The organism is Weizmannia agrestimuris (genome assembly GCF_943193165.1).
Lineage (GTDB): Bacteria > Bacillota > Bacilli > Bacillales > Bacillaceae_C > Weizmannia > Weizmannia faecalis.
The window spans coordinates 32,668-50,847 of record NZ_CALPDC010000007.1 but is presented as its reverse complement, the minus strand read 5'-3'; the positions used below and the strand labels follow the sequence as shown (position 1 = coordinate 50,847).

The window sequence follows — 18,180 nt, the reverse complement described above, 5'->3', positions numbered from 1 at the left end:
CGCCCCATGAAAAAACAGCCGTGCGGAATCCGCAAGCGGCTGTTTTTTCTGCCATCACCGTCTAAAACTAGGCTTTACAGCAATATATGAGGGGTGATTTGTGGGTAAATCGCACCCCTACGTTCAAAAACTCTCTATAACCGTTGATATATCAAGGTTATCCAATCGAACCTTCCATTTCAAACTTAATCAAACGGTTCATTTCGACGGCGTATTCCATCGGGAGTTCTTTTGTGAACGGTTCGATGAAGCCCATAACGATCATTTCCGTTGCTTCCTGTTCGGAAATGCCGCGGCTCATCAAGTAAAAGAGCTGTTCTTCCGACACTTTTGATACTTTTGCTTCGTGTTCCAAAGAAATATTGTTGTTTAAAATTTCGTTATAAGGCACGGTATCTGATGTGGACAGGTGATCCATAATCAGCGTGTCGCATTCGACATTGGAACGCGCGCCGTCCGCTTTCCGGCCGAAATGCACCATGCCGCGGTATGTGACTTTTCCGCCGTGTTTTGAAATCGATTTGGATACGATCGTGGACGACGTATTCGGCGCAAGATGGTACATTTTCGCGCCGGCATCCTGGTGCTGGCCTTTTCCGGCGATCGCGATCGACAGCGTCATACCGCGCGCCCCTTCGCCTTTCAGCAGCACGGAAGGATACTTCATCGTCAGTTTTGAACCGATGTTGCCGTCAATCCATTCCATTGTCGCATTCTCTTCACATACGGCGCGTTTCGTTACAAGATTATAAACGTTGTTCGCCCAGTTTTGGATCGTCGTATAACGGCAATACGCATTTTTCTTAACGATGATTTCAACGACTGCGCTGTGGAGCGAGTTTGTCGAGTAAACCGGCGCCGTGCAACCTTCGACATAGTGGACGGAGGCACCTTCGTCAACGATGATAAGGGTCCGTTCAAACTGCCCCATATTTTCCGAATTGATCCGGAAATAAGCTTGCAGCGGGGTATCCACTTTTACACCCGGCGGAACGTAAATGAAAGATCCTCCCGACCAGACAGCCGAGTTTAAAGCCGCAAATTTATTGTCCGTCGGCGGAATGACGGTTGCCCAGTATTTGCGGAAAATATCTTCATTTTCTTTTAAAGCGGAGTCCGTGTCTTTGAACACAATCCCGAGTTTTTCGAGATCCTGCTTCATGTTATGATAAACGACTTCCGATTCATACTGTGCGGAAACGCCGGCCAGGTATTTTTGTTCCGCTTCCGGAATGCCAAGTTTATCAAATGTATTTTTGATTTCCTGTGGTACTTCATCCCACGAACGGCCGGCATGTTCCGTCGGTTTGACGTAATACGTAATGTCGTCGAAATTTAACGCGGAGAGATCGCCGCCCCATTGCGGCATCGGTTTATTGTAAAAGTGTTCAAGAGACTTCAGACGAAAATCAAGCATCCATTGCGGTTCTTCTTTCATTTTTGAAATTTCTTCCACAATTTCTTTCGTCAATCCGCGTTTTGCACGGAAAATGGAAACATCTTTATCATGAAAGCCGTACTTGTAATCACCGATTTCCGGCATTTTTTTAGCCATCAGCCATCATTCCTCCAATCCTTTTTCGCTTCTTACCCCTTTTTCCATTGCTTTCCATGCCAAAGTTGCACATTTGATCCGGGCAGGGAATTTGGATACGCCGTGTAACGCTTCAATATCGCCAAGATCTTCAGCCTCTTCATAGTCTTTTCCCTGCACCATTTCCGAGAAAATGTGGGAAAGTTTCAGCGCTTCGTCTACTGTTTTTCCCTTTACGGCCTGCGTCATCATGGAGGCCGATGCCATCGAGATGGAACAACCTTCACCAGTAAATTTCGCATCTTGGATGAGGCCGCCCTCCACTTTCAATGTCAAATGAATCCGGTCGCCGCAAGTTGGGTTATTCATATCGACTGTCAGGCTTCCATCTTCCAAACTGCCCCTATTCCGCGGATTTTTATAATGGTCCATAATCACACTGCGGTAAAGCGCATCAAGATTAGAAGACATTTGTAAAATACTCCTTTGCTTTCACGATACCGGCAACAAGTTTGTCAATATCTTCTTTCGTATTGTATAAATAAAAGCTTGCACGTGCGGTCGCTGTCACGTCCAGCCATTTCATCAACGGCTGTGCGCAATGGTGGCCCGCGCGGATCGCAATGCCTTCCGCATCGAGGATGGTCGCGGCATCATGCGGATGCACGTTTTCTAAATTAAACGTCACAAGGCCGGCGCGTTCGTCTGCGCTTTCCGGGCCGTACACCGTAATCCCTTCTATTTCAGAAAACTGACTGAGGCAATAGGCACTTAAATCCTGTTCATGCGCCGTAATTTCATCAAGCCCGATTTCTTCGAGAAAATCGATGGCTTCCCCGAGCCCGATTGCACCGGCAATCACCGGAGTGCCGCCTTCAAACTTCCACGGAAGTTCTTTCCAGGTGGAATCGTACAGGCCGACAAAATCAATCATTTCGCCGCCGTATTCGAGCGGTTCCATCTCTTCAAGCAGCGCCTTTTTGCCGTACAGGACGCCGACGCCGGTCGGACCGCACATTTTGTGACCGGAGAAAGCAAGAAAGTCGCAGTCAAGATCCCTTACGTCCACTTGCATATGCGGCGCACCTTGGGCGGCATCGACGACCATGTAAGCACCATGGCTGTGTGCGATTTTCGCTATGTCTTTTACCGGGTTAATGGTGCCAAGCACGTTTGAGACAAGCGCTGCAGCCACGATTTTCGTCCGCTCCGTAACCGTTTTTTCCACATCTTCAAGTCGCAGCGTACCGTTTTTTTGCATCGGCACATATTTCAAAACGGCGCCTTTTCTTTTGGCGAGCTGCTGCCACGGGATGAGGTTGCTGTGATGCTCCATGTAGGTAATGACGATCTCATCGCCTTCCTGCACTTGTGCATCGCCGAAACTGTGGGCAACAAGGTTCAGCCCGGCTGTCGTCCCTTTTGTAAAAATGATTTCTTCCGTTGATTCGGCACCGATAAATTTGCGGACTTTTTCGCGCGCGCCTTCGTAATGGTCAGTCGCTTTTGTCCCAAGCGTATGGACGCCGCGGTGAACGTTCGAATTATATTCACGGTAGTATTGGTTGACGGCTTCAATGACACGGAGCGGCTTTTGTGAAGTCGCAGCACTGTCTAAATAAACAAGCGGGTGGCCGTTTACTTCCTGGTCCAATATGGGAAACTGCCGGCGAACTTCATTGATATCCATTATCTGACTTTCCTTTCAATGACTTCCGTCAATTGTTTTTTTACACTTTCGATCGGGAGCTGTGTGACAACCGGTGCAAGAAAGCCGTGGATGATCAGCCTTTCCGCTTCATTTTTCGAAATCCCGCGGCTCATCAAATAGTAAAGCTGAACCGGATCGACACGGCCGACAGATGCGGCGTGACCGGCCATCACATCATCTTCATCAATGAGCAACATCGGGTTTGCATCGCCGCGCGCTTTTTCGCTTAGCATGAGCACGCGCGATTCCTGCTCAGCGTCCGATTTGCTCGCGCCGTGCTCGATTTTGCCGATCCCGTTAAAAATCATCGTCGACGCGTCTTTGACAACGCCATGTTTTAAAATAAAGCTTTCTGTATTTTTCCCGAAGTGGGTAATGCGCGTCGTAAAGTTTTGCGTCTGCTTGCCGCGGCTGACCACAACCGTTTTGGAATGGGAAACGGATCCGTCGCCGACAAGGTTGGTCGTATTATCTGAAATCGTATTGCCGTCGTTCATCATGCCGAGCGCCCATTCAATTTGGGCATCGCGCCCGGTGTAACCGCGGCGGTTCACATATGTGGTGACCCCTTTTGCAAGCGTATCAACCGCGCCGTATTCGATCTTTGCATTGGCGCCGGCAATGACTTCCGTTATGATGTTCACAATGCCTTTCGCGCCATCGTTTGCCGAAATATAGTTCTCCACATAGGTGACGGCACTGTTTTCTTCGGCAACCACCAGCACATGGTTGAAAAGCGGTGCCGTTTCATGGTCGTGCACATAAATGGCCTGAACCGGTTCTTCAAGCACAACATTTTTTGGCACATATAAGAATGTCCCGCCGTTCATGAGTGCAGCATGTAGTGCCGTCAAACGGTGTTCATCGACTTTAACCGCCTCTGTCATGAAAAATTTTTGGACAAGCTCCGGATGTACTTTGACCGCTGTCAATATATCGGTCAAAATGACGCCTTGTGCTTTTGCGCTTTCCGACAAGGACAGATAAGCCGGTGTCTGGTTATGCTGGATATACAAATTTTGCTTCGCGTTTTCGAGATCCACGAGTGCCTTCACTTTTTCCGGCAATTCGTTCAAAGCGCTGTAGGTTGTGCTTTCCACGCTAAAATCGGTAAATTGTGTAAAGTTCCACTTGTTCAGTTTTGTCTTGTCCACTTCCGGAAGCGGCAGGACCTGGGCCCGGGCGAATGCCTGGAGGCGGAACTCCTTCAGCCATTCCGGTTCACCGTTTTGTTCGGAAAAGGTGCGGACATCTTGCTCGTTCATTGCTAATTTCGTTTCTGTCATCAAGTCTCTCGCCCCCTGCTTAAGCTTCCTGGCCGACCGTTTCGTCTTCGATGCCAAGTTCCTGTTTAATCCATTCGTAGCCTTCCGCTTCAAGGCGGTTTGCCAGTTCAGGACCGCCCGATTTGACGATGCGCCCCTGCATCATGATGTGGACAGCATCCGGTGTAATATAGTCTAACAAACGTTGATAGTGGGTAATGATGATGCATCCGAAATCTTCGCTGCGCATCGAGTTGATCCCTTTTGCGACAACCTTCAATGCATCGATGTCAAGGCCGGAGTCGATTTCATCGAGAATCGCAATTTTCGGTTCGATCATCATGAGCTGTAAAATTTCGTTCCGTTTTTTCTCACCGCCGGAAAAGCCTTCATTCAAATAGCGTTGCGCCATGTTCGTATCCATTTCAAGATATTCCATTTTTTTGTCGAGTTCGCGGATAAATTTCATCAGTGGAATTTCATTGCCTTCGCCGCGGCGCACGTTAACCGCCGAGCGTAAAAATTCCGCATTCGTCACGCCGCTGATTTCGCTTGGGTATTGCATGGCGAGAAACAGGCCGGCTTTCGCACGTTCATCCACTTCCATTTCCAGCACATTTTTTCCGTCAAGCGTGATGGTCCCCTGGGTGACGATGTATTTCGGATGCCCCATAATGGCAGAAGACAGCGTCGATTTCCCTGTTCCGTTCGGGCCCATGATCGCATGGAATTCACCGCTGTTTACTTCAAGATTGACCCCTTTTAGAATTTCTTTTCCCTCTACTTCGACGTGAAGATCTTTTATTACGAGTTTTGATCCTGCCATAAAAAATTCCTCCGTTATTTGTATATTCAGTTCCAATTTATTCTCAATTTATTCTCATTATTATTTTATAACAAATGAAAACTATGCGCAACTAGTAAAAACCTGTGGATAACCATGGCATGCCATCTTTTTTCCGCGGTTTTCCGGCCTTGCTTATTCATTAATCATAGCACAAAATGTACCCGGCATAAAATTCCTGATACAGATTTCTTGAATTTCCCTGTATTGCACATTGGAAATCCGGCAAGCTGCCTGAAACAGCATAAAAAAAGCCGGGATTTGTTTTGCAATCCCGGTTATGCTGTGATTCTCATTTTCAGCCTGTTATTTGATAATCAGGCGGATTTGGCCTTACTTTTTGGTGCAGGTTGCGGGGTTCCTGAAAGCCAAAACAAAGATTCCAGCAGCAAAAAATGGCGGTACGTGCCCCTGTACCGGAGTTCGCCCATTTTCAGAAATGTGCCGAGGCGCGCGCGGCGGGAAAGGAGCTGTTCGAATTGCCGGAGCGCCATTTCCAGTTCAAAATCGGCATTGCCGGTTTCAAGCTGCACGCATCGCTCCTTGGAAAAAGCAACGAGGCAGCATTCGTCCCCATCACGGAATAATACGGTAACAGGCACCGCCGGCAGCAGCATTCGCAATTGTTTTTTCCGTGCCAGGCTATTCAGGAAAAATTGGATGGTCTGTTTCATGGCAACACGCTCCAATCATTATTTCCTTTCCCTATTCTGCACAGACGCTGCTGATCCTGCTGAAATCGTTCAACAAATCGTGCGCTTTCCCGGCTGATTTTGGCGGCCATGCTCGAACGGTGTCTGAAAAAAGTTTTTTCTGCGGTTGAACGGCGTTTCCGCGCAAAAGCCCTGCCATTTTTTTCGCCATTCAAGCGAGGTTTCCGTTTATGAATGCCCACACCGGATTGGTTTGCGCTGTTGTCTCATTAAAAAGAAGACAATTTTTCAAATAGTGACGGGACGGATTGAAAAGCGTACACTTTGTCTATTACTTTCCCGTTTTTGAGCAGGAGCAGGCACGGCACGCTTTCGATCTGGTATTTTTCCGCCATTTGCGGCACGTAATTCAGATTGGCTTTGGCATAAGGAAATCGGGGGACAGCCTGTTCTGCAATCTCCAGCATCCTCCCCGCCAGCTGGCATGTACCGCATAATGGCGTGTAAAAGTACAGGGCAAGTTTTTCTTCCTGCAAAATCCGTTCCTCCAGTTGTTTTTCCTTTGTCCAGTCTTGCATCGTAATCCATCCTTTACACAAAAAGGCACCGCAGCTTGGTGTGCAGTGCCTGTTATTTTTATGCTTCGTTGATCATTTCCTCGTACTGTTCCGCCGTCAGCAAATCATCCAATTCAGCCGGGTCGGACGGTTCAACGACAATCATCCACGCTTTTTCGTACGGGGATTCATTAACGAATTCCGGGCTATCGCTTAAATCTGCGTTGACCGCAACGACTTTGCCGCTGACCGGCGCATACAGTTCCGATACCGTTTTCACGGATTCGACACTGCCAAACGGTTCTTTTGCCGTGACTTCATCGCCTTCTTCCGGCAGCTCAACAAATACGATATCGCCGAGTTCGGCCTGGGCAAAATCGGTGATGCCGATCCGGACATGGCCGTCTTCTTCTTTCACCCACTCATGATCTTCCGTATACCGCAGTTCCTCAGGTACCGCCATCTCAATCCCTCCGTTATGTATCCGTAATAGCCTTCAGTTTTAAATTACCGAAAAACAGCGCTTAAATCAATCACTTTTTCAGCAATTTTTCATACGCATCCTCTTTAAATCCGAACACGGCAAAGGCATCGCCTGCAAGAATCGGCCGTTTGATCAGCATGCCGTCGGAAGCCAGCAGTTCAAGCGCTTCTTCTTCGCTCATTTCCGGGATCTTGTCTTTCAAACCGAGTTCGCGGTACTTCTGCCCGCTCGTGTTGAACAGCCTTTTGATCGGCAGCCCGCTTTTTTCATAAAAGTCCTTAAGAAGTGCTTTTGAAGGGGGATTTTCGACAATGTGCACCGCTTCATAGGCAACGTCATGTTCGTCCAACCATTTTTTCGCTTTCCGGCAAGTCCCGCATTTCGGATACCAATAGAAAGTAAGGGCCATTTTTGTCCACTCCTGTCATCTTGTCTTATCTGTATGTTAGCTGATTTTTCCCGGCGATGCAAAAGAAAAGGGACTCCGGCCGGGCCGGAAATCCCTTCTTTTATTACAGCACATAGCGTTCTGCATCGATCAATTTATCCGCGGCTTCGCGTTTTTTCGCAATGACATTGGTTGGCGTATGGCGCGTCAGCTTGCGGAGGGCGGAAAGCGTCATTTGCAGCTGGTCGCCTTCAAGGCAGGCTGCGAGCGATTCTTTTGCAATTTGTTCGCATTGATTGAACGCTTCCTGTGTGAAAATTTGGGTATACAGCAGTTTTTGGTTCTGTTTTTCGGCACCATCTTTGTTGATTGCTTTTTCCGTCCGAAGCACGCACGATTCTGCCGCATATATATTCGAAACGAGATCTGCCACGTTGGCAAGCAGTTCCTGTTCGTTTTCGAATTTTTTGCCGTACGTTTGCAACGCAGTGCCTGCGACGAGCAGGGCGATCTTCTTCATGTTGCGGACGAGGTATTTTTCCTGTTCAAGCGGCGCGTCGCCGACTTGTTCCGGCATCATCATCATGAGTTCTTCCTGCAGGCTTTGCGCTTTTTGTAACAGCGGCAGTTCCCCGCTGAACGCTTTTTTCACGTATGTGCCCGGTACGATCAGGCGGTTGATTTCGTTTGTTCCTTCAAAAATGCGGTTAATCCGGGAATCGCGATAGGCACGCGAGACTTCGTATTCGTCCATAAAGCCGTAACCACCGTGGATTTGCACCGCTTCATCGACGACATAATCCAGCACTTCAGAAGCGAAGAATTTGTTCAGCGAGCATTCAATCGCATATTCGGCGATCGCATTGGCCACTGCCCGCCCGTCTTTTTCTTCTTCCGGTGTAAAGTGGCTCATTCTTTCATCGAACAATCCGACTGTCCGGTAGACGGAGCTTTCGGCTGCATACAGTTTCGATGCCATCGTGCCGAATTTTTCTTTTGTCAGGTTAAACTGCGAGATCGGTGTTTTGAACTGCTGGCGGCCGTTCGCATATTTTAAGGCGATTTCAAGCACGTGTTTGCTGGAGCCGACCGCGCCGACGCCTAATTTATAACGACCGATGTTTAAAATGTTAAACGCGATTTTATGCCCTTTGCCGATTTCCCCAAGCACGTTTTCAACCGGAACCGGTACGTCTTCCAGGATAAGCGTTCTTGTGGAAGAAGATTTGATCCCCATTTTCTTTTCTTCCGCTCCCGTTGAAACGCCCGGGAATGTGCGTTCCACGATAAAGGCCGTGAACTTGTCGCCGTCAACCTGCGCATACACGGTGAAAACATCAGCAAATCCGGCGTTCGTGATCCACTGTTTTTCTCCGTTTAAAATATAATGCGTGCCGGCTTCGTTTAATCTTGCAACCGTTTTGGCGCTCCGTGCGTCCGAGCCCGAGCTTGGTTCCGTTAAGGCATAAGCCGCAAGCCATTCGCCGGTTGCGAGTTTCGGCAAATATTTTTTCTTTTGTTCCTCGTTGCCGAACAAAACGATCGGAAGCGAACCGATGCCGACGTGCGCGCCGTGGGAAATGGCAAAACCGCCGACTTTTGCGAGCTTTTCGGAAATCAGGGCGGAGCTTACTTTATCAAGGGCGAGACCGCCGTATTCTTCCGGGACATCGGCGCTCAAAAGCCCGAGTTCGCCTGCTTTTTTCAACAATTTGACAGAGCGGTCAAATTCATGGTTTTCCAGATATTCAATTTGCGGGACCACTTCATTGTTCGTATAGTCTTCCGCCGTTTTGGCGATCATTTTTTGTTCTTCTGTCAGCTCTTCCAGCGTAAACACTTGGTCCGGTGTGATGTCCTCAATTAAAAAACTGCCGCCTTTTACAAATGCATCCGTTTTGTTTGCCATTTACAATTCCTCTCCTTTTTATCTATAATGATCGGCCGCAGATGTGCTCCGCGGCTCTTATTTCCATTAATAACGATTCAACAGGCGGATCCGGCTCCGGCGTTTTGCCTTTAGAAACAGCTGATCCGCTTTTTACCATGGTCCGGTGTTTTGCCGTTCGGAACCGGCTGCTCTGCTTTTGGCCCCGGCATCTATCCATTTCATGATCCGGTATCTGACGTTGCCATTTGAAACCGGCTAGCCGCCTGGTTCGGCTCACTGCAATCAGGACACGAGCTCAAACACACCTGCTGCACCCATGCCGCCGCCGATACACATCGTGACGACGCCGAACTGCACGTTTCTGCGCTTCATTTCATGGGCAAGCGTCAAAGTCAGCTTGGCGCCTGTGCAGCCGAGCGGATGGCCGAGGGCAATTGCGCCGCCGTTAACATTGACGATGTCTTCATTAAGGCCGAGCTGGCGGATAACCTGGATGGACTGGGAAGCAAAAGCTTCATTCAGTTCGAACAACCCGATATCCTCAAGGCTCAACCCTGCCAGTTTCAAAGCTTTCGGCACGGCTTCCACCGGGCCGATCCCCATGATTTCAGGCGGCACCCCGGCAACGGCGAACGAGCGGAATTTCAACAGCGGCTTAAGCCCGAGTGATTCAGCCTTTTCTTTATCCATGAGCATTACTGCAGCCGCGCCGTCGCTTGTTTGCGACGAGTTCCCGGCCGTTACGGTTCCGGTTACCGAGAATGCCGGGCGCAGTTTTCCGAGCGTTTCTACATTTGTATCCGGCCGGACCCCTTCATCCTGCGAAAAGACGACTTTCTTTTCAACAAGTTTGTTGTCTTCGCCGACCGAACGTAATGTGACCTCAACCGGCACAATTTCGTCTTTGAATTTGCCTTCTGCAATCGCTTTTGCCGCTTTTTGGTGGCTGCGCACGCTGAAGGCATCCTGGTCTTCGCGGCTGACGCCGAATTTTTTGGCGACTTCTTCGGCCGTATGCCCCATGCCCATATAATATTCCGGCGCAGTTTCTGCAAGTCGTACATTCGGGCGGACGACATGCCCCATCATCGGGACAAGGCTCATCGATTCCGCACCGCCGGCAATGATCGTGTCAGCGTGGCCGAGCATGATCCTTTCGGCGCCGTAAGCAATCGCCTGCAGCCCGGATGAGCAGTAGCGGTTGATCGTAATCGCCGGCACCGTATCCGGCAATCCTGCTAGGGCCCCGATATTGCGTGCCATATTGAGCCCCTGTTCCGCTTCCGGCATGGCGCAGCCGATAATCAAATCATCAATATTTCCTTCATAGTTGCCGGCGCGTTTTAACGTTTCTTTTACGACAAGTGCACCTAAATCATCCGGCCGTGTTTGTGCGAGCGTCCCTTTTTTTGCTTTGCCGACCGGTGTTCTCGCCCCTGCAACAATGACAGCTTCCCTCATCACATTCCCCTCTTTCCGTGTTTTTGTAAAAGGCCCCTTCATCACCGCATGGGGTGATGAATCGGGGTTTTCCCATATACAGCCGCTTTCCTTGGGAGAACCCCTTTATGTTGTATGCGAAAAATTTGGACGGAATCTTTTCCTGCCAGAGGATCGGCATTCGCCAATCCGTGTGGCTTTAATTCCGTAACGGTTTTCCTTTTAACAGCATGTGTTGCATCCGCTGCTGTGTTTTCGGCTGTGCAATCAGGCTCAGGAACGCTTCCCTTTCCAAATCGAGCAAGTATTGTTCATCCACTTTTGTCCCGAACGGCACTTTCCCGCCTGAAAGCACAAAGGCGATCTTTTTCGCGATTTCAAGGTCATAGTCGGAAATATAGCCCGACAGATGCATTTGCTGTGCCCCGAGCAACAGCGCCGCATAACCGGATTCACCTGTGACCGGCACTTTTTCGCGGACAGGCGGTTTGTACCCTGCGTCAGCAAGGCGTAGCACAGCCTGTTTTGCATCATAAATCAAATGGTCCTGGTTAAAGCTGACGCCGTCCGTCCGGTCAAGGAAGCCGGACTCGCGCGCTTCTTCAGCAGAAGTGGACACTTTCGCCATTGCAATCGTTTCAAATACCTTGTTCACGACATTTTGCAAGTCAAACTGTACGCCTTCCGGAATGTTTTTCAAATGCTTGATGTACAGCTCTTTGTTACCGCCGCCGCCCGGAAGCAGGCCGACACCGGTTTCGACAAGGCCCATATACGTTTCGCTTGCCGCCTGGATATGCGCCGTATGCAGGCACACCTCCGCGCCGCCGCCCAAAGTCATCGCAAACGGTGCCGCGACAACCGGTTTTTGGCTGTATTTGATCTTCATCATCGTGTTCTGGAACTGGCGGACGACCATGTCAAGTTCAAAAATATTGTCATCCTGCGCTTCCATCAGCATCAAAGCAAGGTTTGCGCCGACACAGAAGTTTTTGCCCTGGTTGCCGATCACAATTCCTTTGTAATGCTTTTCTGCTTCGTCCACGGCATAATTGATCATTTGCAAAATGTCGAGCCCGATTGTGTTACTCTTTGAGTGGAATTCAAGCAGCAGCACCCCGTCGCCGATGTCGATTAAGCTTGCGCCGGCATTTTCTTTCAGCACTTTGCCCTGCGTTTTCAAAGCTTTGAGATTGATTTCTTTCGGATTGGCTGGAAGCGGCTTGTATGCTCCGTTGTCATAGTACGAGACAACGCCGTTTTCTTCTTTGTAAAAAGACGTGAAGCCTTTTTCCAGCATGCCTTTCACCCAGCCGGGCACTTGAAGGCCGTCCTCTTCCATTTTTTGCACGGATTTTTCAACGCCGATTGCATCCCATGTTTCAAACGGGCCGAATTTCCAGCCGAAGCCCCATTTCATCGCCTGGTCGATGGCGAGAATATCATCGGCAATCACGCCTGAAAGTTCTGCCGAATACACAAGGCAAGGCGCGAGAATATTCCAGAGCAGCCGTCCGGCACGGTCATCCGCATACACAATCGTTTTGATTTTATTGGCAGTTCCTTTTGCCTGCCGGGCCGCTTCCAAAGAAGCCGCTTTCATTTTCGTGCGTTCGCCGTATTCCAGCGTTTCCGGATTTAATTCATAGATTTCTTTTCCCTTTTTTTCATAAAAGCCTTTGCCGGTTTTGCTGCCAAGCCAGCCGTTTTCAACGAGCTTGTGCATGAATGCCGGCACTTTAAAAACTTCTTTTTCTTCGCCTTCCGTTTTTTCATACACGTTATTCGCAACATGGACGAACGTATCGATCCCGACCACATCGAGCGTCCGGAACGTTGCGCTTTTTGGCCGGCCGATCACCGGGCCTGTCACGGAATCGACTTCGCCGACCGTGTAGCCGCCTTTCATCATCTCCCGCACGGTGACAAGCAGGCCGTATGTACCGATGCGGTTGCCAATAAAGTTTGGCGTATCTTTTGCAAGCACGACACCTTTTCCGAGCACATCTTCGCCGAACTGTTTCATAAATGAAGTGACGTCCGGGTCGGTGTCAGCGGTCGGAATCACTTCGAGCAATTTCAAATAGCGCGGCGGGTTAAAAAAGTGGGTCCCGAGAAAATGCTTTCTGAAATCTTCGCTCCGCCCTTCCGCCATCGCTTCGATCGAAATGCCGGACGTGTTTGAGCTTACAATGGTTCCCGGCCGGCGGAAGCGTTCCACTTTTTCGAATACTGATTTTTTAATATCCAAACGTTCTGTTACCACTTCAATAATCCAGTCGGCTTCTTTCAGCCGTTCAAGATCGTCTTCCAGGTTGCCCGCTTCAATAAGCGCCAGGCTCTTTTTCGATGTGAGCGGGGCCGGTTTCTGTTTTAAAAGCTTCTGCAGTGCAGACTGGCTGAAGCGGTTTCGGACGGCTTTGTCCTCCAATGTGTACCCCTTTGCTTTCTCTGCTTCCGTGAGTGCATTCGGGACGATGTCGAGCAAAAGTACCGGAATCCCGATGTTTGCCAGATGTGCGGCGATGCCCGATCCCATTACACCGGAACCGATGACAGCCGCTTTTTGAATGGTATACCGCATAGTGCATCCCCTTTCTTTTTGAATGAATGCTCATTCATTAAGCGCTTAAAAAAATAACGCTTTCATCTTTAATAATAATATATACGAATTTTTTCATTCTATCAATCACTTCATCTCAAAAAATCGCCATTTTTTAAAATTTTTTATATGTCTAGCCGTTTTGGGCAAGCTAAACGAAAAGCGTGGGGAGGTGAACCAATGGCAAAGCTAAAGAAAAATCCGTCAAAAGCGGGTGTGAGCGCGGCAAGCGTAAAAGGCAATGCCGGCCCGACAGTGGAGCGTGACGGCGGCGGAAAAGTAAACAGCCAAAACAACCAGTACAAAAAATAAGCAGGCGGCTGCATAGGATCCGCAGCTCATTCAAACAATAAAGGAAGACTTGGATAAAGGAGGAAATGGAATGCAACAACAGCCTTTTTCACAGCAGCAAAACGGGCAAACGGTTTACAACGCCCCACCCGATGTCATGTCAACAAAAGATTTGGCCTATGTGGATGATATGCTGGCCTGGAATCTGCTGGCGATGAAAAAAGCGCATGATGCGGCAACGCGCTGCCAGGACAATGAATTGAAAGCTGTTTTTGAAGCATGCGGGCAAATGCACCAGCGCCACTACAACCAGATTTTGGGGCATTTGAAAAGCCACTTGCAATAACAAAAATGAATGCCAGCCTGCCACAAAAAGCGAACCCTGCTTTTCCCGTTCATAAAGGGCATGCGTTCGCACCCGGAAAGGGGCAGGCACCCCGCTCCGGAATGCGCGCACAGCTCGGGCCAAAGAAAAAAGCAGGCTGTCCGTCCGGGGCAACCGCACTTCCCGGCCTGAATTGGCCGCCCCGGCAACCGTGATTAACGGAAAACGGGCGCTGCCCCGTCCGAGCCCTGGCAGGCGAATCTGCACGTGTCTCGCGGCAGAGATACCTAAATGCGGAACGCGCATAATACGACCATTTTAAAAAAGGAGGTACAACATTTGGATTCCCAACAACAGCAGCAGCAAAAAATTCAAAACCCGAAGACACAATTTCCTGAAACACCAGAAATGAACGACCGCGATCTTGCCAATGACCTGCTTTCGATGGAAAAATATATGACCGCTTCTTATAATACTGCTATGAACGAAGCGAGCCACGAAAAACTGTATCGCGATCTTCTGACCATTTTTACGGAAACGCAGAATGAGCAGCGCAAATTGTATGAGACGATGTTCCAAAAAGGCTGGTACAGTATGGAAGCGGCAGAACAGCAAAAACTGCAACAGTCTTTCCAGCAGCACCAAGGCTACGCTTCGCAATTCCCGTACGGCGGGCAGGTGCAATAGCCGCAAAAAACAGGCGGCACGGGGCCGCCTGTTTTTTATTTTTCGTTAGAAAACATATATTTTCTGTAATGGTAACGGATTGAAAAAATAAATCCGACCGCAAGCATATTCCCCATCAGCGAACTCCCACCGTAGCTGATAAACGGCAGCGGGATCCCGGTAATCGGCAGCACCTGGATCGTCATGCCGATATTTTCAAACACATGGAACGTAATCATCGCAATGACGCCTGCGCAAATGTAGGAATAAAAATCATTTTTCGTCTCAAGCCCTGCTTTTATAATATGGTAAATAAGCATAAAAAACAGGCCAATAACAATGCTCCCGCCGATAAAGCCGAACTGCTCGCCGATCACGCTGAAAATAAAGTCCGTCTGGTTTTCCGGAAGGCTCACTTCAGTTGTGCCAAGCCCCTTTCCAAACGTCTGGCCGGAACCAATGGCCAAAAGGGACTGAATCAGGTGGTAGCCGTCTGTATTGGAATAGTTATAAGGATCAATCCAGGCATAGATCCGGCCAAACTGGTACGAACGGACGCCAAGATATTTTTCGAGAAGTGCCGGCTGCCAGAGGACGAGATAAAAAATCAATCCTGCCAGTGCCGCGCCGCTGCTAAAAATCGGAAGCAATAGTTTCCATGTGATGCCTGACACAAATACAAGCCCGAAAAATATCGCAATAAACACAAGTGACGTTCCCAAATCCTGCCCAATGGTCAACATGAGCGGCACAAACAAGCAGATGCCGAGTTTCACAAACAGCCAGAAATCCGATTTTACTGACCGGTTCAGCACTTTTTCATTATGATCGGAAATAAGGCGCGCCATTGCTAAAATTAAAAATGGCTTCATGATTTCAGAAGGCTGGAATGTCCCAATTACCGGAAACACAAACCAGTTTTTCGCCCCATTACGCTCCGGGGCAATGCTGGCTGGTGCCAGGATCAGCAAAATCAACAGCAAAATCCCGAACCCGTAACCGTACCACGATATTTTTTTCAGCTGGTCGGAGTCAAGGCGGATCACCAATGCGATAATGATCGCGCCGACCACATAGTTGATGACTTGTTTTATCAGAAAGCTGCTGTCAGCCGTATAAATGGCAACAAGGCTGACAATGCAGAACAACATCAGCGTTAAAACCAGCCCGTAATCAATTTTAGAACCTTCATCCCGCGAAGACAATTCCATCACCTGACTTCTCAATGCCGGAACCGCCGGCCGTAAAATAAAATAAATGATACGGATCCTTCAAAACAACTGACCCCCATCATTTTTTCATACAAGCTTTATTATACATCATACGTGAAGAAGCACAATCCTTTTCGTTTTGGAAATATTTCTTTGGCAGGTTGAAAAATGTTGAAATTCCTCTGCCGCTCTATATACAATAAGAAAGAATGATGAAAGGATGGAGATGGTCTGGAGTGGAAGCGATTAAAAGTGCGGAAGAATTTAAAACGGTAACGGGAGGAGAAGCACCGGTTATCGTGAAATTTTATGCAGATTGGTGTCCGGATTGCAAAGTGATGAATCTGTTTATTGGTGATGTGATCAAGGACTATCCGCAATATAAATGGTATGAAATCAACAGCGACGCGTTCCAAGCGATTGCGGATGAAAACCAGGTGATGGGGATTCCGAGCCTGCTCGTTTTCCAAAACGGCGAGAAAAAAGCGCATCTGCACAGTGCAAATGCAAAGTCGCCGGAAGAAGTACGCGAATTTTTAAATCATGTCGTATTGTAAAAAAAGGACCCGGAGCCGGGGAAGGCGTTCCGGGTCTTTTTTAATACGTTGTCAGTTTCAGCACTTCCTGGAGGCGGTAAAGGACTTTTAACAAATAAGTGGAGAAGCCTTCGTGTTTTTTGTACGGGACGGTAAAAGCGCCGTCTTCATTGTTCCACAGCCGCCCGAAGTACCGGCGGATCTCTTTTGTGATGGCCGCATCATTCGGTGCCTTCACAAATAAATCGGTCTCCAAATTATAATCGTCCAGGTTGCGAAGCGTTAAATTGGTCGACCCGCCGAAAAAGAGCGAGCGGCCGGGCTTTTCAATCCAGACCAGCTTCGGATGGAATTGCTCGAGCCCGGTATTATACCAGCGGATTTTGATCTTTCCATCCGTTTTCTTTACGAGTTCCTGTGCAACAGGCTGGTTGGGAAGCCCGATTTTTTTATGCCCGAACGCGTTTAAATTCGGGTCGAGGATAAGCCGGATGCGGACGCCGCGGGAAGATGCCTTCTCAAGCGCACGGACCACTTTCCGGTCAGCCAAATAAAACATCGCCATCGAAATCGAATCGCCTTTTTTTGTCGCCTTGATTTCTTTCATCATCCGGTCGTAAACTTTCCCCTCCGTTAACAGCTGGACGGCAATCCTGCCTTTTCCCCTCTCTTTCCCTTTGTATTGCGGCAGCTCCGGGCCGTCCGACATATCGGAAGCCGCCTGCTCCGATTCCAGAACATCCCGAATGACCGGCCCTTTTACAAGAAAAGCGATATTGGAATGCCAGCCGCTTGCGTCATGCGGGTTGCCGGATGCAATGACCGTGCCGTTTTCAGTCGTAAACGTTTTGCGGTGGTTCGCTTTAATATTAAAAAGTTCAAGATACGAGCGGAGCGTCATCTTCGGCGCATTGTCCCCGAAAGCATTTGGCAGCCAGCCGGTCCCGCCCTGGCCGAACCACTGGAAAAACATATGCCAAATCCCGGAATAAAGCGGCGTCGGGTCACGCAGCGAGTCCAAATGCGTAAAGACCACACGGATGCCATGTTCCTTTAGCCGTTTTAAAATGCCAGCTTCATGGGACCCGTAAGAAGTATTGATCGGATCGGTGATGACGATGATGCGGATACCAGGTTCTTTTTCTTTTTTGGCAATCAGCCGGTCTGCAAGCCTCTCAGCAAGCGGCGGCACTTTCATCTTTTGATCATGGTAGCCGTTAAAAAGGAAGAGATCGGCGACGATATATTGATGGGCTTGGTCAATCATCCGGTAAATTTCAGGATAGACGGTCTGCTCCACCTTTCTTTTTCCTGTCCCCTTTTCCCGGTATGTTAAATCCGAAAGAAAACGGATGTCTTGATCGTGAACGTTATATGTTCTGCCTTCATAGGAAATCCCTTTTGGCAGCGGCTTATATGTATGGTACAGCATGACAGCCGCATAAATGGCAATTAAGACAAGCAACCCATAAGACAGCCATTTCTTTCCGCTTTTTTTCATTATAACCCTCCCGTTTTCCTGTATCTTTCCCTTACACCACGCCTGGCAAACATGCAGGCAAGCGTTTGAAAAGCAACGGAACGGGTAACATAAAAGTACTTTAATTTAGAAAGGAAAAGGCTATATGATCTGGACAATTATTGGGATTTTGCTCGTACTTTGGATTTTAGGCATTGTTTTTCACATCGCCGGCGCTTTTGTGCACCTTCTGCTTGTCATCGCCGCCATTGTGCTGCTGTTTAAAATTTTTTCAGGCATGCGCGGAAATAACAGCCGATAGA

19 protein-coding genes are annotated in these 18,180 nt (G+C 48.8%); 5 read left to right on the top strand and 14 right to left on the bottom strand.

The annotated features are described in order from the left end of the window. Window positions 1-157: 157 nt before the first annotated feature. From sufB to NFR98_RS05140, 12 genes are all read right to left on the bottom strand, one after another. On the bottom strand, window positions 158-1,555 hold the full coding sequence (sufB, locus tag NFR98_RS05195; protein ID WP_014097530.1) for a Fe-S cluster assembly protein SufB: 1,398 nt from the start codon (window positions 1,553-1,555) through the stop codon (window positions 158-160). Window positions 1,556-1,561: 6 nt separating this feature from the next. Further along, window positions 1,562-2,005, bottom strand: a complete 444-nt coding sequence (gene sufU, locus NFR98_RS05190; protein WP_014097529.1) for a Fe-S cluster assembly sulfur transfer protein SufU — start codon at window positions 2,003-2,005, stop codon at window positions 1,562-1,564. Then, entirely contained in the window at window positions 1,995-3,224 is a 1,230-nt protein-coding gene (locus NFR98_RS05185; protein ID WP_014097528.1) for a cysteine desulfurase, read from the bottom strand. Before NFR98_RS05185 ends, sufU begins: the two co-directional genes overlap by 11 nt. Further along, complete coding sequence (gene sufD, locus NFR98_RS05180) at window positions 3,224-4,534, bottom strand: Fe-S cluster assembly protein SufD (RefSeq protein WP_017552017.1); 1,311 nt, start codon at window positions 4,532-4,534, stop codon at window positions 3,224-3,226. Before sufD ends, NFR98_RS05185 begins: the two co-directional genes overlap by 1 nt. A 16-nt stretch (window positions 4,535-4,550) precedes the next feature. After that, window positions 4,551-5,336 (bottom strand): Fe-S cluster assembly ATPase SufC, encoded by a 786-nt coding sequence (sufC, locus tag NFR98_RS05175; RefSeq protein WP_014097526.1) that lies wholly within the window; start codon window positions 5,334-5,336, stop codon window positions 4,551-4,553. 335 nt (window positions 5,337-5,671) lie between these two features. Continuing rightward, window positions 5,672-6,028 (bottom strand): hypothetical protein, encoded by a 357-nt coding sequence (locus NFR98_RS05170; RefSeq protein ID WP_014097525.1) that lies wholly within the window; start codon window positions 6,026-6,028, stop codon window positions 5,672-5,674. Between the two features lie 248 nt (window positions 6,029-6,276). Continuing rightward, window positions 6,277-6,585, bottom strand: coding sequence for a thioredoxin family protein (locus tag NFR98_RS05165; RefSeq protein WP_014097524.1), 309 nt, complete (start codon window positions 6,583-6,585; stop codon window positions 6,277-6,279). Between the two features lie 58 nt (window positions 6,586-6,643). Continuing rightward, window positions 6,644-7,027 carry a glycine cleavage system protein GcvH gene (gene gcvH, locus NFR98_RS05160; RefSeq protein ID WP_014097523.1) on the bottom strand — a complete coding sequence of 128 codons (384 nt, stop codon included), beginning with the start codon at window positions 7,025-7,027 and terminating at the stop codon, window positions 6,644-6,646. Window positions 7,028-7,097: 70 nt separating this feature from the next. Continuing rightward, entirely contained in the window at window positions 7,098-7,457 is a 360-nt protein-coding gene (locus tag NFR98_RS05155; protein ID WP_014097522.1) for an arsenate reductase family protein, read from the bottom strand. A 103-nt stretch (window positions 7,458-7,560) separates the two neighbouring features. Next, a complete protein-coding gene (locus NFR98_RS05150) occupies window positions 7,561-9,345 on the bottom strand; it encodes an acyl-CoA dehydrogenase FadE (protein WP_014097521.1) in 1,785 nt (594 codons plus the stop codon). A gap of 264 nt (window positions 9,346-9,609) precedes the next feature. Continuing rightward, window positions 9,610-10,788 carry an acetyl-CoA C-acetyltransferase gene (locus tag NFR98_RS05145; protein ID WP_014097520.1) on the bottom strand — a complete coding sequence of 393 codons (1,179 nt, stop codon included), beginning with the start codon at window positions 10,786-10,788 and terminating at the stop codon, window positions 9,610-9,612. Between the two features lie 178 nt (window positions 10,789-10,966). Next, complete coding sequence (locus tag NFR98_RS05140; RefSeq protein WP_014097519.1) at window positions 10,967-13,351, bottom strand: 3-hydroxyacyl-CoA dehydrogenase/enoyl-CoA hydratase family protein; 2,385 nt, start codon at window positions 13,349-13,351, stop codon at window positions 10,967-10,969. A gap of 198 nt (window positions 13,352-13,549) precedes the next feature. Here NFR98_RS05140 and NFR98_RS05135 point away from each other — a divergent pair, with 198 nt between their 5' ends. The 3 genes from NFR98_RS05135 (at window position 13,550) to NFR98_RS05125 (ending at window position 14,672) form a co-directional block, all read left to right on the top strand. Then, window positions 13,550-13,681 (top strand): YuzL family protein, encoded by a 132-nt coding sequence (locus tag NFR98_RS05135; protein WP_013860151.1) that lies wholly within the window; start codon window positions 13,550-13,552, stop codon window positions 13,679-13,681. 70 nt (window positions 13,682-13,751) lie between these two features. Then, window positions 13,752-14,006, top strand: coding sequence for a hypothetical protein (locus NFR98_RS05130; protein WP_014097518.1), 255 nt, complete (start codon window positions 13,752-13,754; stop codon window positions 14,004-14,006). Between the two features lie 318 nt (window positions 14,007-14,324). After that, on the top strand, window positions 14,325-14,672 hold the full coding sequence (locus NFR98_RS05125; protein ID WP_014097517.1) for a spore coat protein: 348 nt from the start codon (window positions 14,325-14,327) through the stop codon (window positions 14,670-14,672). A 35-nt stretch (window positions 14,673-14,707) separates the two neighbouring features. On the opposite strand, the gene NFR98_RS05120 is transcribed toward NFR98_RS05125, so the two are convergent. Next, the gene (locus NFR98_RS05120) at window positions 14,708-15,862 is read right to left on the bottom strand and encodes an FtsW/RodA/SpoVE family cell cycle protein (protein WP_014097516.1); all 1,155 of its coding nucleotides are present in this window, start codon (window positions 15,860-15,862) and stop codon (window positions 14,708-14,710) included. 236 nt (window positions 15,863-16,098) lie between these two features. On the opposite strand from NFR98_RS05120, the gene NFR98_RS05115 reads away from it, so the two are divergent. Continuing rightward, the gene (locus tag NFR98_RS05115; RefSeq protein ID WP_014097515.1) at window positions 16,099-16,419 is read left to right on the top strand and encodes a thioredoxin family protein; all 321 of its coding nucleotides are present in this window, start codon (window positions 16,099-16,101) and stop codon (window positions 16,417-16,419) included. A gap of 40 nt (window positions 16,420-16,459) precedes the next feature. On the opposite strand, the gene NFR98_RS05110 is transcribed toward NFR98_RS05115, so the two are convergent. Beyond that, window positions 16,460-17,899 (bottom strand): phospholipase D family protein, encoded by a 1,440-nt coding sequence (locus NFR98_RS05110; RefSeq protein ID WP_014097514.1) that lies wholly within the window; start codon window positions 17,897-17,899, stop codon window positions 16,460-16,462. Window positions 17,900-18,023: 124 nt separating this feature from the next. Here NFR98_RS05110 and NFR98_RS05105 point away from each other — a divergent pair, with 124 nt between their 5' ends. Continuing rightward, a complete protein-coding gene (locus NFR98_RS05105) occupies window positions 18,024-18,179 on the top strand; it encodes a lmo0937 family membrane protein (RefSeq protein WP_014097513.1) in 156 nt (51 codons plus the stop codon). Window position 18,180: the final 1 nt, after the last annotated feature.

What these genes read in the sequence shown, in the direction of transcription:
- sufB (WP_014097530.1), bottom strand. Translation starts at nt 1,555, where the DNA reads ATGGCTAAAAAAATGCCGGAAATCGGTGATTACAAGTACGGCTTTCAT.
- sufU (WP_014097529.1), bottom strand. Translation starts at nt 2,005, where the DNA reads ATGTCTTCTAATCTTGATGCGCTTTACCGCAGTGTGATTATGGACCAT.
- NFR98_RS05185 (WP_014097528.1), bottom strand. Translation starts at nt 3,224, where the DNA reads ATGGATATCAATGAAGTTCGCCGGCAGTTTCCCATATTGGACCAGGAA.
- sufC (WP_014097526.1), bottom strand. Translation starts at nt 5,336, where the DNA reads ATGGCAGGATCAAAACTCGTAATAAAAGATCTTCACGTCGAAGTAGAG.
- NFR98_RS05170 (WP_014097525.1), bottom strand. Translation starts at nt 6,028, where the DNA reads ATGAAACAGACCATCCAATTTTTCCTGAATAGCCTGGCACGGAAAAAA.
- NFR98_RS05165 (WP_014097524.1), bottom strand. Translation starts at nt 6,585, where the DNA reads ATGCAAGACTGGACAAAGGAAAAACAACTGGAGGAACGGATTTTGCAG.
- gcvH (WP_014097523.1), bottom strand. Translation starts at nt 7,027, where the DNA reads ATGGCGGTACCTGAGGAACTGCGGTATACGGAAGATCATGAGTGGGTG.
- NFR98_RS05155 (WP_014097522.1), bottom strand. Translation starts at nt 7,457, where the DNA reads ATGGCCCTTACTTTCTATTGGTATCCGAAATGCGGGACTTGCCGGAAA.
- NFR98_RS05150 (WP_014097521.1), bottom strand. Translation starts at nt 9,345, where the DNA reads ATGGCAAACAAAACGGATGCATTTGTAAAAGGCGGCAGTTTTTTAATT.
- NFR98_RS05145 (WP_014097520.1), bottom strand. Translation starts at nt 10,788, where the DNA reads ATGAGGGAAGCTGTCATTGTTGCAGGGGCGAGAACACCGGTCGGCAAA.
- NFR98_RS05140 (WP_014097519.1), bottom strand. Translation starts at nt 13,351, where the DNA reads ATGCGGTATACCATTCAAAAAGCGGCTGTCATCGGTTCCGGTGTAATG.
- NFR98_RS05135 (WP_013860151.1), top strand. Translation starts at nt 13,550, where the DNA reads ATGGCAAAGCTAAAGAAAAATCCGTCAAAAGCGGGTGTGAGCGCGGCA.
- NFR98_RS05130 (WP_014097518.1), top strand. Translation starts at nt 13,752, where the DNA reads ATGCAACAACAGCCTTTTTCACAGCAGCAAAACGGGCAAACGGTTTAC.
- NFR98_RS05120 (WP_014097516.1), bottom strand. Translation starts at nt 15,862, where the DNA reads ATGGAATTGTCTTCGCGGGATGAAGGTTCTAAAATTGATTACGGGCTG.
- NFR98_RS05110 (WP_014097514.1), bottom strand. Translation starts at nt 17,899, where the DNA reads ATGAAAAAAAGCGGAAAGAAATGGCTGTCTTATGGGTTGCTTGTCTTA.
- NFR98_RS05105 (WP_014097513.1), top strand. Translation starts at nt 18,024, where the DNA reads ATGATCTGGACAATTATTGGGATTTTGCTCGTACTTTGGATTTTAGGC.